This is a genomic window from Epilithonimonas sp. (genome assembly GCF_032054305.1).
Taxonomy (GTDB): domain Bacteria; phylum Bacteroidota; class Bacteroidia; order Flavobacteriales; family Weeksellaceae; genus Epilithonimonas.
Genome location: NZ_DAMBSX010000004.1, coordinates 216,016 through 231,477, shown reverse-complemented (window position 1 = coordinate 231,477; position 15,462 = coordinate 216,016). Strand labels below are relative to the sequence as shown.

Sequence of the window (15,462 nt, the reverse complement as noted above, 5' to 3'; positions counted from 1 at the left end):
ATCATTTATCACTTATCATTCATCATTTATAATCACCCGTTATCCGCAAAACTCTCCAGCGTCGTCATTCCACCATCCACATAGATACTCGCTCCGGTAATATAATCCGAATAATCACTCGCCAAAAATACGGCTAAATTCCCAATATCTTCCGGTTGCCCAATTCTGTCATACGGAATCAAAGTCATCAGCGCATCCAGAGATTCCTTATTATCCCAGGCCGATTTGTTAATGGGCGTTTGGATGGCGCCCGGACAAATATTATTCACACGGATTTTCTGTTTTCCATATTCCTGAGCCAGCGTTTGCATCAGCATTCTGAGCGCACCTTTACTGGAAGCGTAATTGGCGTGCCCAGCCCACGGAATCGTCTCGTGAACACTGCTGATATTGATGATTTTCCCCAACGCTTTGGATTTTTCTGTCATTCCGCGTTTCAAAAATTCTTTAATGGCTTCGCGTGAACACAGAAATTGTCCGGTCAGATTCACATCTATCACTTTCTGCCATTGCGCCAAGGTCATCTCGATGAAAGGCGCGTCTTGTTGCAAACCGGCATTGTTAATCAAAATATCAACGGTTCCATATTTATCAACCGTCGTTTGGAACATCGCCAAAACTTGGTCTTCCTTGCTCACATCACATTGAATAATGAATCCTTCGCCACCATTGTCTTCAATGGTTTTCAAAGTTTCTTCCGCTTCCTCTTTCGAATGTTCGGATGAGTGATTCACGATGACAATTGCGCCGGATTTTGCCAAACTGATGGCAATTCCTTTTCCTATGCCGCTACTAGAGCCTGTGACAATAGCAACTTGCTTATTTAGATTAATGTCCATTTTTTATCTTTAGGAAGAATTTTAAGCAAATATTATACACAATTGCTTTTATAAATATCTTAAAATAGATTCTTAACAAAAAATTTATAATGACATTTTTCAGTTTATTTGGAAAAACGACAATTTCTTATCTATATTTGCAGTCAGAATTGTTCATTTACATATTGAAAATGTTATCGAGAAAGGTGGAGAGATTAGACTCTGTGAAACCTTGGCAACCCTTCGGAAACGAAGAAGGTGCTAAATTCTATCCGCAATGGCGGAAAAGATAACCCAAACCTATATTCTACATTTCCCTGTAGCATTTTCAATTTTTTTATCAGACAAAAATTGGAAGACAAGCTACGACATATCAACATTCATAATTTCGAAACTCAGAACGGAAAAGTTCTCGATATCCCATTAAGTTATCAGCTTTTCGGAAAAGAATTGTATTCGGCTCCAATTGTTTTGATTAATCACGCTTTGACCGGAAACTCAGATGTTGCCGGCGAAAACGGTTGGTGGAAATCTTTGGTTGGAGCAGGAAAAGTCATTGACACCAATCGATTCACAGTCATCTGTTTCAATATTGTCGGCAATGGTTTCGATGGCTGTTTTATTGATGATTATGAAGATTTCACAGTTCAGGATATTGCAAAAATTTTCCTTGAAGGATTGAAAATTCTTAAAATCGAAAAACTATTTGCTTTGGTCGGAGGCTCAATTGGCGGTTCTATCGGTTGGGAAATGTTGACTTTAAAAAATGATTTAGCAGAAAGATTCATCCCGATTGCAACAGATTTCAAAACTTCGGATTGGCTACATTCTCAATGTCTGGTTCAGAAATATTTATTAGAATCAGAAGAAAAACCGCTTGAGAAAGCCCGAATCCACGCAATGTTATGTTATAGAACGCCGGAATCTCTTAATTCTAGATTCAATGGAGAAATAGATTCTGAAAAACAAATTCTGAAATCCCACGATTGGCTCAATTTTCACGGAAATCGATTAAACGAAAGATTTAGTTTAAAAGCTTACAAACTCGTCAATCATCTTCTTATGAACATCAATGGAAAGGAAAATGAATTGGAAAATATCAATGCAGAGATTCATTTGGTGTCGGTAGATTCAGACCTTTTTTATCCGGCTTTTGAGATTAAAAATACTTACCAATTTTTACAAAATAAAAACAAAAACGTTCAGTATCACGAGATTAATTCTATCCACGGACACGATGCTTTTCTAATGGAATACGAACAACTGAACACAATTTTAAAACCTATTTTTTTGAACTGATGACAGACAAGAACGCAATTAATATTTATAGAAACAAAGCTTTGGTGAATTTCGAGGGAAAGGATTTTCTTGGACAGATTGGCGTGGATTCACGTATTTTTCAGGCTTTGAATGGAGGCGGAATCAGTGTTGGTGTCATTTCCCAACAAGCCATAGAAAACGGAATTTCTGTTTTGGTGGATGAGGTTGATGCGCAGGATGCGGTTAATTTTCTGAAAAAAGAATTTGAAAAAGAAAAGTCCGAAGGTCACGTCAGCAATATTTATAGCATTGAAAATCTGAGCGTGATTGGTTTTGTGTCGGATAATTACAACAAAATTTTATCAGAACTTCAGAGAAATAAAATTTATCCTTTGTTGTTAAGTCAAATTGCTTCTGCCGGAAGAGTGAACATTGTTGTCACCGGAAATCAAACCGAAATCACAAAAAATATCATCGAAACCGAAATCTACGGAAAACCAAAAACAGTTCATCTGGCTTTGATTGGTCACGGAAATGTTGGCGGAACTTTGGTTGAGCAAATTCTGGATTCTGCTCACGATATTTTAAATCGAAAAAGGGTAGAGCTGAAAATCGTTGCGATTGCCAATTCCAGAAAAGTTGCTTTCAACAAAGCCGGTTTCGGAAGCGATTGGAGACAGAAAATCAAATATTCTCAAACAGAATCAAGTGTACAATCTTTAGTAGATTTTGCAAACGAACATCATCTGGAAAATCTTGTAATGGTAGATAATACGGCGAGTAAAGATTTTGTGAAAAATTATCCGGTGTTTGTGGAGAACGGATTTGATGTCGTTGGGTCCAACAAAATCTACAATACATTACCAATCTCTGAATATCGAAATTTTAGAAAATTATTAGAAAAAAATAAGAAAAAATATCTTTACGAAACCAATGTTGGTGCTGGTTTACCTCTAATTGATACAATTAAATTATTGCATCTTTCAGGAGAAAATATCACGAGAATCAAAGGTGTTTTTTCAGGAACATTGAGTTATGTTTTTAATAATTTTTCGCTTCGTAACGATAAATTCTCAACCATTATCAACGAAGCTCTGGAAAAAGGTTTTACCGAACCGGACCCACGCGAAGATTTATCTGGAAATGATGTCGCAAGAAAATTGTTGATTCTGGCAAGAGAGCTGGATTTGGTTAATGAATTTGATGACATCAATATTCAGAATCTTGTTCCGGAAACTCTGCTGTCTGTTTCTAAAGAAGAATTCCTTTCAAGATTGGAAGAACTGGATTCAGAATACCAGAACATCAAAGAAAATCAGCAACCAGACCACGTATTAAGATATGTCGGCGATTTGCACGGCGATTTACAAAAAGAAAAAGGAGAGTTGGATGTCAAATTAATTTCTGTGCCAGCCAATTCGGCATTAGGACAACTGAAAGGTTCAGATTCTATTTTCGAAATCTATACAGAAAGTTACGGTGAAAATCCAATCGTAATTATGGGAGCCGGAGCTGGAGCAAAAGTAACGGCTAGAGGCGTTTTCGGAGATATTTTAAGATTAAGTGAAACTAAATAAATTATAATGTACCAATCTACCAATGTAAAATGTAACAATGACATTGGTAAATTGTTAAACAGATACATTGTTACATTATTTTATGGAAAATTTTGAAACTCTAGCCATAAGAACGCAAACCGAAAGAACACAGTTTGACGAACATTCTACGCCGTTATATCTCACGTCCAGCTTCGTTTTCGAAGATGCAGAAGATATGCGTGCGAGCTTTGCAGAAGAAAAAGACAAAAATCTTTACAGCCGTTTCAGCAACCCCAACGTTACAGAATTTGTAGATAAGATTGTGAAAATGGAAAGTGCAGAATCCGGTTACGCTTTTGCAACGGGAATGGCAGCGATTTATTCAACTTTTGCAACTTTGCTTGATTCCGGTGACCACATCGTAAGTTGTCAATCGGTTTTTGGTTCCACGCATACTTTGTTCACAAAATATTTTCCAAAATGGAATATCGAAACATCATATTTCAAAGCAGAAGATGCAGAGAATGTAGAACAATACATCAAACCAAATACAAAAATCTTGTATTTGGAAACACCAACAAATCCGGCAATCGAAGTTTTGGATTTAGAATTTTTCGGACAGATTGCGAAAAAGCATAATTTGATTTTCATCGTTGACAATTGTTTTGCGACGCCTTATTTGCAACAGCCAATTAAATACGGAGCAGATATTGTCGTTCATTCAGCAACAAAACTGATTGACGGTCAAGGTCGAGTTTTGGGTGGTGTTGCTGTTGGAAAAGCAGATTTGATTCGTGAGATTTATTTGTTTGCGAGAAACACTGGTCCGGCGATGTCGCCTTTCAACGCTTGGGTTTTGAGTAAAAGTTTGGAGACTTTGGCAATTCGAGTTGAGAAACATTGCGAAAACGCATTGAAAGTAGCAGAGTTTCTGGAAAATCATCCAAATGTAGAATTAGTAAAATATCCGTTCCTAAAATCTCATCCAAGCTACGAAATCTCTAAAAAGCAAATGAAATTAGGTGGAAACATCGTGGCTTTTGAAATCAAAGGTGGAATCGAAGGAGGACGGAATTTCCTAAACAGAATTAAAATGTGTTCCCTTTCCGCAAACTTGGGAGATACAAGGACAATTGTTACGCATCCGGCTTCCACAACGCATTCCAAACTTTCCGATGAAGAGAGAAATGAGGTTGGGATTACCGCTGGATTGGTGCGATGTTCCGTAGGATTGGAAAATATTGACGATATTATAACAGACCTGAAACAAGCTTTGGATTAGCAAAATTGGAATTAGGAGCAACAACATTTCAGCTCCGAAACAAGATTCCAACCCGCTGTCCGCTATATCTTTTTTTGCAAGAACATTTTGTCATCAAAAAGAAAACTAAGTCAAAGCAAAAAAAGGATGCCACTACCATCGGGGCTATGTTGAGGTTTTGTCTTCAATCAACTACAAAACTAAAACATAAAGAATCCGAAGGATTCAATATCAGTAGCCGTAGGTGAAACCTATGGTAAAAAATGAATAAAGAAATTCAGAATCCAAAGGATTCAATTTGAATAACCGTCGGTAAAACCGATGGGACATTAGAAAAAAGAAATGAATTATGAAAAATTCAGAACAATTATATAAAGCATTGGGTGAACGTATTCTCATCCTCGATGGAGCGATGGGAACAATGATTCAGCGCTACAATTTCACAGAAGAAGATTATCGCGGTGAGCGATTCAAAGACTGGGAATCTCCCCTTAAAGGAAATAACGACTTGTTGTCTTTAACGCAACCAGAAGCTATTGAAGAGATTCATAAAAAATATCTTTTGGCCGGCGCAGACATCATCGAAACCAATACATTTTCCGGAACAACCATTGCGATGGCGGATTATCATATAGAAGATTTGGTTTACGAACTCAATTATGAATCGGCCAAAATCGCCAAAAAAGTCTGTGACGAGTTCACTGCTCAAAATCCCGATAAACCAAGATTTGTAGCAGGTTCAATTGGACCAACCAACAGAACAGCAAGTTTAAGTCCGGACGTAAACGACCCAGGTTATAGAGCCATTACTTTTGATGAACTGAGAATCGCTTACAAACAACAGGCAAAAGCTTTGCTGGATGGTGGTTCTGACATTCTTTTGGTTGAAACAATTTTCGACACATTGAATGCAAAAGCAGCATTATTCGCAATTGACGAAATCCGAGAAGAACGCAATATCGTAATTCCAATTATGGTTTCCGGAACAATTACCGATGCTTCCGGAAGAACCTTGAGCGGACAAACGGCTGATGCTTTTTTGATTTCCGTTTCACATATGGACTTGATAAGTGTTGGTTTTAATTGTGCTTTAGGTGCAAAACAACTAACGCCTTATTTAGAAATTCTTGCCAATCACACAGATTTTGGAATTTCTGCGTATCCCAACGCAGGTTTACCGAATGCCTTCGGTCAATACGATGAAACTGCAGAACAAATGGCAAATCAGGTTGAAGAATATTTAGAAAAAGGTTTAATCAATATTATTGGTGGTTGTTGCGGAACAACGCCGGACCATATCAAAGCGATTGCTGATTTGGCAAAAAATTACAAGCCGAGACAATTATCGGCAATTAGTCAATAATTTATGGAAGCAGATTGTAAAAGAAAATATCTGAAATTATCGGGCCTTGAGCCATTAATTATAACTCCCGAATCCAACTTTATCAATGTTGGAGAGAGAACCAACGTTGCTGGTTCCAAAAAATTTCTTCGATTAATTAAAGAAGAAAAATATTCCGAAGCACTCGATATTGCCAGAAATCAGGTGGAAGGTGGCGCTCAGATTCTTGACGTCAATATGGACGACGGACTTTTGGACGGAAAATATGCAATGGTTAAATTCCTTAACTTGATTGCTTCAGAACCGGATATTGCCAGAGTCCCGATTATGATTGATTCATCCAAATGGGAAATTCTGGAAGCCGGATTGCATGTTGTTCAGGGGAAAACTATCGTGAATTCCATTAGTTTGAAGGGTGGTGAGGAAGAATTTATTAAGCAAGCTAAAGCCATCAAACGTTATGGCGCAGCAGCGATTATTATGGCTTTTGATGAGGTTGGACAAGCTGATAATTACGAAAGAAGAATCGAGATTTCCAAAAGGTCTTATGATATTTTGGTTAATAAGGTTGGTTTTCCTTCCGAGGATATTATTTTCGATTTGAATATTTTTCCAGTTGCGACCGGAATGGATGAACATCGTAGAAATGCCATTGATTTTATCGAAGCAACACGTTGGGTTCGTACCAATCTTCCGAATGCTTCCGTCAGTGGCGGTGTTTCCAACGTTTCGTTTTCGTTCCGAGGAAATGATTCTGTGAGAGAAGCGATGCACTCTGTTTTCCTTTACCACGCAATAAAAGCGGGAATGAATATGGGAATCGTGAACCCGACAATGTTGGAAGTTTATGACGAAATTCCTAAAGAATTATTGGAGTTGGTGGAAGATGTAATGCTCGATAGAACGGAAGATGCGACAGAAAAACTTCTGGATTATTCCGAAAAACATAAATCAACAAAAAAAGAAAAAGTTGAAGACCTTAGCTGGAGAGAGCAGGATTTGCAGACTAGAATCACGCACGCTTTAGTAAAAGGAATCGACCGTTTTATAGAAGAAGATGCGGAAGAAGCGAGAAAAGTTTCAAAACGTCCGCTTGATGTGATTGAGATTAATCTGATGACAGGAATGGGTGTTGTCGGCGACCTTTTCGGAAGCGGAAAAATGTTTTTGCCTCAGGTTGTAAAATCTGCGAGAGTGATGAAAAAAGCGGTGGCTTATCTTCAGCCATTCATCGAAGCGGAAAAAGACCAAACTCAAAAATCTAACGGAAAAATTCTGATGGCAACGGTGAAAGGCGATGTTCACGATATCGGAAAAAATATTGTGAGCGTGGTTTTGGGTTGTAACAATTACGAAATTGTGGATTTAGGAGTAATGGTTCCTGCTGAAAAAATTATCCAAACCGCGATTGACGAAAAAGTGGATGTGATTGGATTAAGCGGATTGATTACGCCAAGTCTGGATGAAATGGTTCATATTGCGGACGAACTGGAACGTAAGAATCTTGATTTCCCTTTACTGATTGGAGGTGCAACAACTTCCAAAGCACATACAGCAGTTAAAATTTCGCCAAAATATTCCAACACAGTTGTTCACGTGAACGATGCATCCAGAGCTGTTGGTGTGGTAAGTTCTCTTTTAAACAGAGATAAATCGAATGCTTATGCTTTGGAAATCAGAAAAGATTATGATGAATTCCGTGAGAAGTTTTTGAATCGTCAAGTCGATAAAGAATATGTTCCGATTGCAGAAGCGCGTGAGAAAAAATTCAAAATCGATTGGGAAAGTGAAACTATTCCGACGCCTAAAAAATTAGGAATTACAATTATCGAAGACCAAAATCTTGATGAGTTAGTCGAATTCATTGATTGGTCTCCATTTTTCAGAAGCTGGCAATTGTTTGGGAAATTTCCTGAAATTCTAACAGATAATGTTGTTGGGGAACAAGCAACAATTTTGTTTAATGAAGCTCAGATAATGCTCACGAAAATCTTGAAAGAAAAGAGTTTCAAAGCAAAAGGTATTTTCGGGATTTTTCCAGCGAAAGCGAATGAACAAGATGATATTTTGGTTTTTGATGACAATCAGAATGTGATTTCGACTTTCAGAACTTTACGTCAGCAACATAAAAAATCGGAAGGAAAAGAATATTTTGCTTTAAGTGATTTTATCGCACCTGAAAATTCTGGTAAACAAGATTATATTGGAACGTTCTGTGTTTGTACAGGTTTCGGAGCCGATGAATTAGCAAAGGAATACGAAGAACAAAATGATGACTATAATGCGATTATGGTGAAAGCTCTGGCCGACCGATTTGCGGAAGCCTTTGCAGAATATCTTCACAAAAAAGTTAGAACCGAATATTGGGGTTATTCCGAAAATGAAACGTTGGATAACGAGGAATTAATCAAAGAAAAATATCTGGGAATCCGTCCTGCGCCCGGTTATCCGGCTTGTCCTGACCATTTGGAGAAACTCACCATTTGGGATTTACTAAAAGTCGAAGAAAATATCGGAGTGACTTTGACTGAAAGTCTGGCAATGTGGCCAACTGCAGCAGTTTCAGGGTATTATTTCGGAAATGAAAAATCAAAATATTTTGGAGTTGGGAAAATTGATGAAGACCAATTAAAAGATTTCGCTGAAAGAAAAGATGTTGAATTGGACTATGCTAGAAAATGGTTAGCTCCAAACTTAGCTGATTAATATTATTTAAAATTATTGAATGAAAATTACTGACCATATAAAAAACGCCAACGGCAAAACGCTTTTTTCTTTTGAAATTGTTCCTCCACAAAAAGGAGTCGGCATTGCTGATTTATATAAGAATATCGACCCATTGATGGAGTTCAAGCCACCATTTATTGACGTTACGACTTCCCGAGAAGAATATATTTTCCTGGAAAGAGGAAACGGCTTGATGGAGCGAAAAATCACAAGAATGCGTCCTGGAACGTTAGGGATTTGTTCGGCGATTCAAAATAAATATAATGTTGATACCGTTCCACACGTACTTTGTGGTGGATTTACCAAAGAAGAAACCGAGTATCTGTTGGTGGATTGTATGTATTTGGGAATCAATAATATTGTTGCTTTACGAGGCGATGCAATGAAAGGCGAAAAGTATTTTGAACCGTCTATAGGAGGGCATAAATATGCTTCAGATTTGGTTAAACAAATTCACGATTTGGGAATTGGAGAATATCTTCACGGTAAAATAGAATCGGATGTTGACAACAGTTTCTGCATTGGTGTTGCGGGTTATCCCGAGAAACATATCGAAGCGCCTTCTATGAATTATGACCTTCAGATGTTGAAGAAAAAAGTAGAAGCCGGAGCAGATTACATCGTGACTCAAATGTTTTTCGACAATCAAAAATTCTTCGATTTCGTAAAACAAGCGAGAGAAATTGGAATTGATGTTCCGATTATTCCGGGAATCAAACCGATTGCAACGAAAACGCATTTACAAATGTTACCACAAGTTTTTAAAATCGATTTACCTGAAGCTTTAATCAATGAAGTTTTGAAATGTAAAACCAACAATGACGTTCGTGAAGTGGGAATCGAATGGGCAATTAACCAAAGTAAAGAGCTTTTGGAGTTTGGGATTCCTGTTCTGCATTTTTACTCGATGGGGAAAAGTGATAATATTCTGAAGATAGGAAGAGAAGTTTTTTAACAAAAAAGAGATGCAACTGGCATCTCTTTTTTGTTAGTTATTTAGGAAATTAGCCAAAGCAATAAGGTCAAGTTCCTGATTGAATTTTATTTTCTTTGTTTTGATAAAATCTTTTGCCGTCTCTTTTTTGTCGGCAGGAAGTGCATTTAATAGGTCTTCACTTTTTTTAGTGATTTTTATAATATTATCTTCTGTTTTAATAAAATAAATAGGTCTTTGATTCTCAAATTTTGCAGGTATACCAGCAACTAATGTATTTTGAGCAGGAACTTCGGGACTGAATTTTACAGCCATTTTCTTTAAAAGTTTATTTTTTCCATCTACAAGAACTTGGAAATACCCAGCAAATCCTTCATCATCATTAGTTAAAATAAATTTTTCATTAGTAGATGCAAAAACAAATTTAGAAAATGAGCTTTCTTTTGGGAGTGTATAAATATCATTATTATTCAAAAGCTCAAATACATCTTTGTACAAATTATATCTTACAGGTAGAGTACTTCCTGTATCTCCAATTTTAGCTTCCGAAAATCCCTTTTTGTAAAAAGGATTGCCCTGTATGTCAGAATATTTAAGAACGCCTTTTCCATTGTTGATTTCATCCATTGATTTAACAAATTGTGCATTTCTTGCTAAATCAATTTGTTGTGCATTTAGGAATAATCCACTTAGAAGTAAACTTGTTGTAATGATTATAGTTTTCATTTGAATTTTAAATTTTCGTAAAAATACAATTTATAAACATTGTAATAAAAAGAACTTTATCCTTATTTTTACTTTTTAAGAAAAATTTATGAAGTTAATAGGTCCTTTCAAGCAAATCATCACACTCAATAATCTTCCATTAAAAGGAAAGCTTAGTGATGAATCTTTAGAAATCATTGCAAACGGAGGAATTCTTACAGAAAATGGAAAACTTTTAGAAGTCAACGATTTTGATATATTAAAACAAAAATTCCCTGATTCTGAAATCGATTTTATTGATAATGAACAAATCGCACTTCCTGCTTTTGTAGATGCACATACGCATATTTGCTTCGGCGGAAATCGGGCGAATGATTTTGCTATGAGAAATGCTGGGAGAACTTATCTCCAAATTGCAGAATCTGGAGGCGGGATTTGGAGTTCTGTGAAACATACAAGGGCTGCTTCGGAAGAAGATCTGGTTGGAGGAATTTTAGAAAGAGTCAATCGACTTATCAAACAAGGTATTACAACAATTGAGATTAAAAGTGGTTACGGACTAAATATTGATGAAGAACTTAAAATGCTTCGAGCCATCAAAAAAGCTCAGACTCAAACGAAAGCGACATTAGTTCCAACGTGTCTTTCTGCACACCTCAAGCCAAGAGATTTTAAAGGAACTTCCGAGGAATATCTTAATTATATTGTTAATGAAATTTTACCAAAAGTAAAAGAAGAAAATCTGGCTGATCGAGTTGATATTTTTATTGAGAAGTCAGCGTTTCAGCCAGAAGAAAGTAAAAATTTCCTTTTGAAAGCTAAACAATTAGGATTTCAAATCACAGTTCACGCAGACCAGTTTACGCCAGGAAGTTCCAGAATTGCTGTGGAAGTTGGTGCGAAATCTGCCGACCATTTGGAAGCTACATTTGATGAAGATATTGAATTTTTAGCAAATTCAAATACTGTCGCGATTGCTTTGCCTGGCGCAAGTTTAGGATTAGGTGAGCCTTTTTCACCGGCAAGAAAAATCCTTGACGGGGGTGGGATTCTTGCTATTGCATCAGATTGGAATCCTGGTTCTGCGCCGATGGGGAATCTGGTGACCCAGGCTGCAATTTTGGCAACTTATCAGAAACTAACAACTGCTGAGGTTTTGTCTGCTATCACTTTCCGGGCTGCATTTGCTTTGGGTTTGGAAGATAGAGGCGTTTTGTCTGAAGGGAAAAAAGCTGATTTCATCACGTATGAAACCGATAATTTCCAGAATATCCTTTACCAGCAGGGAAGTTTGCCTCCTTCACAAGTTTATATTAATGGAGAAAAAGTTTTATAATGATAGAAAGAGACAGTATTATTTTTGACCTAGACGGAACACTTTGGAATGCATCGGAAACCGTTGTCAGAGCTTTTAACGACAGCATTCAAGCGATTGAATTTAATATCAATATAACTTCTCAGACTGTGAGAGATTTTTCTGGAATGAAGATGGACGACATTTTCGCTCAACATTTCAGTTTTATTCCAAAAGAAAAGTTAGAGGAATTTGAAACAATTTATGCTGAAAAAGAAAGTCAATATCTTAAACAGTTCGGTGGCGAATTATTTCCAAAAGTCAAAGAAACATTAGAAAAATTAGCAGAAAATTATAGACTTTTCATCGTCAGCAATTGTATGAAAGGTTACATCGAGAACTTCATCGGGTTTTTTAGTTTTGGAAATTTGTTTGAAGATTTCGAATGTTTTGGCAACGATGGTTTGCCAAAAGATAAGAACATCAGACTAATTGTGGAGCGAAATAATCTGCAAAATCCAGTTTATGTTGGTGACACTATTTGGGATAAAGAATCTTCCAAGAAAGCTGGCGTTGACTTTATTTATGCAGCTTATGGTTTTGGAAAAATTGAAAATTCAAAAGTTCAGATTCAAAACTTTGAAGATTTACTTACTGTAAAGTTTTAAAAAAACAAAAAAGCCTTATCAATTTTGATAAGGCTTCATCTTTATTCTAAAAGATTATTTAAAAGCAATCGGGAATTTTACCTGAGTATTGTCCCAGCCAGCGTACAAATCCGCTCCCGATTTTGTCTGTACAAAAGTCACAGAAAAATATTCGATTGGAGAAGCTGTTTTCTCAACCGGAACATTGAATCTCACAACATCTTTACTTTTATCGTAGAAATACGCACCCCATTTATCAGTTTCAGAATTTAAAACAATTGTCCATTCTTTTTCAAACGGAATTGCAAAAATACTATAAGTTCCTGCAGGAATTTCTTTTCCACCGATTGTCACGGGCGTATAAAATTTGATTTCAGAATTTTCATTAGCCCCGAATCTCCAGATTTCTCCGTACTTAATAAGGTTTCCAAAAACGACTCTGTTTTTTTTCTGTGGACGGGAGTATTCTAATTTCACTTTCGGAGTTTCCGTTTTGGATGAAGTCACTTGAAGTGGATAGTAAACCGCATCCATTGGACTTATGTCAACTGACATATAATTCAGTTTTGTTGGATCAATTTTCGCTTGTGAAAATGCACTAACTCCAAATAATAATGAAGCAGCTAAAATTAAATTTTTCATTATGGCTTTATTTTATTTTTAATAATTGTTCTATGGCTTTGTCCAATGTTTCCTGCTCTTTGGCAAAACAAAAACGAATCACTTTTTCATCAGTTTTATCTTTGTAAAATGCAGAAAACGGAATAGTTGCAACTTTGTATTCTTTCGTTAGCCAATAGCAAAAATCCTTGTCTTTCTTATCAGAAATTGCGCCAAAATTGGCAGATAAAAAATAAGTTCCTCCACAATCCACTAACTGGAAAGGGGTTTCTTTCAAAGCATTTTTAAGATAATCTCTTTTTGTTTGGAAAAATGTTGAGATTGATTCAAAATCATCCACATTCTGCAAATATTTAGAAATCGCAAATTGTGCCGGCGTGTTCACACAAAACACATTGAATTGATGAACTTTCCTGAATTCATTCATCAAGTCCGACGGCGCACAAACATAACCTATTTTCCAGCCTGTGATGTGCAATAGCTTCCCGAAAGAGCCAACAATGAATGTTCGTTCTTTCAGTTCAGGATATTTTGCCAATGTCAGATGAGGTTTTTCATCGAAAGTGATACTTTCATAAACTTCATCACTTAGAATAATGATGTCCGTATTTTTTACAATAGCAATCAGTTTATCAATATCTTTTTGTTTCAGGATTTTTCCGGAAGGATTATTCGGGTTGTTGATGATTATCATCTTGGTTTTTTCGGAAACCAGATTTTTGACTTCGTTCCAATTGATTTCATAATCAGGATAAAGCATTTTAACGTTTTTTACGATGCCATCATTCAGAATAATTGCAGGTTCATAACAATCGTAAGCCGGTTCGAAAATAATGACTTCATCTCCTTTTTCCACAAATGCAGAGATAGCGGTAAAAATTCCTTGAGTTGCTCCAGCAGTAACATTAATTTCAGAATCGGGATGGTAATCCACTTGATATTGAAGATCGAATTTCCTCGAAATCTCTTCCCGAAGTTCTTTGATTCCAAACAACGGTGCATATTGATTATGTCCTTGTTTTGCAAAATCTCCGAGATATTTGATTAAGTTTTCATCGGGCTGATAATCCGGAAATCCTTGAGAAAGATTGACTGCGTTTTCCTGTTGTGCTAATAAGCTCATCTCTGTGAAAATCGTCATTTTCACATCAGGAAGTTTGGAGTTGGGTAATTTGAACGTCATTCTGAATGTAAAAATAAGTAATTATTATTTTAGATTTAAAAGAATTTTTGCTGAAAAATAGTCTCGCGGATTTGGCAAATTCAAAAATGAATCGCGAAATCTTACAGATCAGCGAGAGCAGGCTGACATGAAAATTTATAAAGTAAAAACATTTCACATTTCGTAAATTTGCAAAAATTTTTTGTTGAAATATCTCATCTCAATTATCGGAACTACAGGAATCGGGAAAACCCGATTAGCAATCGATTTGGCTAATCATCTAGATACAGAGATTATTTCCTGTGATTCTCGCCAGTTCTATAAAGAAATGAGAATTGGAACGGCGATGCCGACCGATGAAGAATTAGCGGAATCCAAACATCATTTTGTGGGTAATCTTAGTATCAACGATTATTATTCAATCGGGCAATACGAAGTTGATGCGTTGAAAAAACTTGATGAAATTTTTACGGAAAAAGATGTCGCTATAATGGTTGGAGGTAGTGGGATGTACGAAAAAGCAGTTGTGGAAGGAATGAATGATCTGCCTGAAGCTAATGCAGATAATCAACAAAAATTATTATCAATTTGGGAAAACAAAGGTTTGGAAGCTCTGCAACAATTGCTGGAAGAATTAGACCCAGAATATTTTTCAATTGTTGATAAAGACAATCCGAGACGTTTACTGCGAGCGATTGATATCATTTGGCAGACCGGAAAAACTTACACCGAAAATCTTAGTTTACCGAGAAAAAAAAGAAATTTCCAAGTCGTCCGAATCGGAATTGATGCGCCAAGAGAAATCATTTATGAAAGAATCAATCTTCGTGTGGATAAAATGGTAGAGAACGGATTGTTGGAAGAAGCAAAAGGGTTGATTGCTGACAAAGATAAAGTCGCTTTGCAAACGGTTGGTTACTCAGAGTTATTTCGATATTTTGATGACGAATGGGACTTGAATTTTGCAATCGAAGAAGTCAAGAAAAATTCCCGACGATACGCCAAGCGACAAATCACGTGGAACAAAAAACTGGAAAATGTAAATTGGGTCAACTATAATAATTCTATGCAAGAAGCATTATCTTTGCTGAGTAAATTAAGTGATTCAGAGATTTAGTAATTTCTTAATCCCAAAATATTTTAATCTTTTAAT

13 protein-coding genes and 1 riboswitch are annotated in these 15,462 nt (G+C 36.4%); of the genes, 9 read left to right on the top strand and 4 right to left on the bottom strand.

Annotated features, from left to right (window positions below; all coding sequences use genetic code 11):
- Nucleotides 1–32: 32 nt before the first annotated feature.
- A complete protein-coding gene (locus RTX21_RS10195) occupies nt 33–839 on the bottom strand; it encodes a glucose 1-dehydrogenase (protein WP_312767351.1) in 807 nt (268 codons plus the stop codon).
- A 170-nt stretch (nt 840–1,009) separates the two neighbouring features.
- A riboswitch (SAM riboswitch) is annotated at nt 1,010–1,114 on the top strand.
- A 55-nt stretch (nt 1,115–1,169) separates the two neighbouring features.
- On the opposite strand from RTX21_RS10195, the gene RTX21_RS10190 reads away from it, so the two are divergent.
- The 6 genes from RTX21_RS10190 (at nt 1,170) to metF (ending at nt 9,901) form a co-directional block, all read left to right on the top strand.
- Entirely contained in the window at nt 1,170–2,117 is a 948-nt protein-coding gene (locus tag RTX21_RS10190; RefSeq protein WP_312767350.1) for an alpha/beta fold hydrolase, read from the top strand.
- Nucleotides 2,117–3,655 carry an ACT domain-containing protein gene (locus RTX21_RS10185; protein ID WP_312767348.1) on the top strand — a complete coding sequence of 513 codons (1,539 nt, stop codon included), beginning with the start codon at nt 2,117–2,119 and terminating at the stop codon, nt 3,653–3,655. The genes RTX21_RS10190 and RTX21_RS10185 overlap by 1 nt, the downstream gene beginning before the upstream one ends.
- 82 nt (nt 3,656–3,737) lie before the next feature.
- Nucleotides 3,738–4,898 (top strand): aminotransferase class I/II-fold pyridoxal phosphate-dependent enzyme, encoded by a 1,161-nt coding sequence (locus RTX21_RS10180; RefSeq protein ID WP_312767346.1) that lies wholly within the window; start codon nt 3,738–3,740, stop codon nt 4,896–4,898.
- A 328-nt stretch (nt 4,899–5,226) separates the two neighbouring features.
- On the top strand, nt 5,227–6,240 hold the full coding sequence (locus RTX21_RS10175) for a homocysteine S-methyltransferase family protein (RefSeq protein ID WP_312767344.1): 1,014 nt from the start codon (nt 5,227–5,229) through the stop codon (nt 6,238–6,240).
- A gap of 3 nt (nt 6,241–6,243) precedes the next feature.
- Nucleotides 6,244–8,925 carry a methionine synthase gene (gene metH, locus RTX21_RS10170; RefSeq protein WP_312767343.1) on the top strand — a complete coding sequence of 894 codons (2,682 nt, stop codon included), beginning with the start codon at nt 6,244–6,246 and terminating at the stop codon, nt 8,923–8,925.
- 19 nt (nt 8,926–8,944) lie between these two features.
- Nucleotides 8,945–9,901: a methylenetetrahydrofolate reductase [NAD(P)H] gene (gene metF / locus RTX21_RS10165; RefSeq protein ID WP_312767341.1), complete on the top strand. Its 957-nt coding sequence runs from the start codon at nt 8,945–8,947 to the stop codon at nt 9,899–9,901.
- Nucleotides 9,902–9,934: 33 nt separating this feature from the next.
- Here metF and RTX21_RS10160 read toward each other — a convergent pair whose 3' ends face one another.
- The gene (locus RTX21_RS10160) at nt 9,935–10,606 is read right to left on the bottom strand and encodes a hypothetical protein (protein ID WP_312767340.1); all 672 of its coding nucleotides are present in this window, start codon (nt 10,604–10,606) and stop codon (nt 9,935–9,937) included.
- Between the two features lie 88 nt (nt 10,607–10,694).
- Between RTX21_RS10160 and hutI the strand changes: the two genes are divergently transcribed.
- Together hutI and RTX21_RS10150 are read left to right on the top strand one after the other, a co-directional pair.
- Nucleotides 10,695–11,921 carry an imidazolonepropionase gene (gene hutI, locus RTX21_RS10155; protein ID WP_312767338.1) on the top strand — a complete coding sequence of 409 codons (1,227 nt, stop codon included), beginning with the start codon at nt 10,695–10,697 and terminating at the stop codon, nt 11,919–11,921.
- Entirely contained in the window at nt 11,921–12,547 is a 627-nt protein-coding gene (locus RTX21_RS10150; RefSeq protein WP_312767336.1) for an HAD family hydrolase, read from the top strand. The genes hutI and RTX21_RS10150 overlap by 1 nt, the downstream gene beginning before the upstream one ends.
- A gap of 54 nt (nt 12,548–12,601) precedes the next feature.
- On the opposite strand, the gene RTX21_RS10145 is transcribed toward RTX21_RS10150, so the two are convergent.
- Together RTX21_RS10145 and RTX21_RS10140 are read right to left on the bottom strand one after the other, a co-directional pair.
- Nucleotides 12,602–13,168, bottom strand: coding sequence for a DUF2911 domain-containing protein (locus RTX21_RS10145; protein WP_312767335.1), 567 nt, complete (start codon nt 13,166–13,168; stop codon nt 12,602–12,604).
- A 7-nt stretch (nt 13,169–13,175) separates the two neighbouring features.
- The gene (locus RTX21_RS10140; RefSeq protein ID WP_312767333.1) at nt 13,176–14,330 is read right to left on the bottom strand and encodes a methionine aminotransferase; all 1,155 of its coding nucleotides are present in this window, start codon (nt 14,328–14,330) and stop codon (nt 13,176–13,178) included.
- A gap of 184 nt (nt 14,331–14,514) precedes the next feature.
- On the opposite strand from RTX21_RS10140, the gene miaA reads away from it, so the two are divergent.
- Nucleotides 14,515–15,426 (top strand): tRNA (adenosine(37)-N6)-dimethylallyltransferase MiaA, encoded by a 912-nt coding sequence (miaA, locus tag RTX21_RS10135; protein WP_409414975.1) that lies wholly within the window; start codon nt 14,515–14,517, stop codon nt 15,424–15,426.
- Nucleotides 15,427–15,462 lie beyond the last annotated feature (36 nt).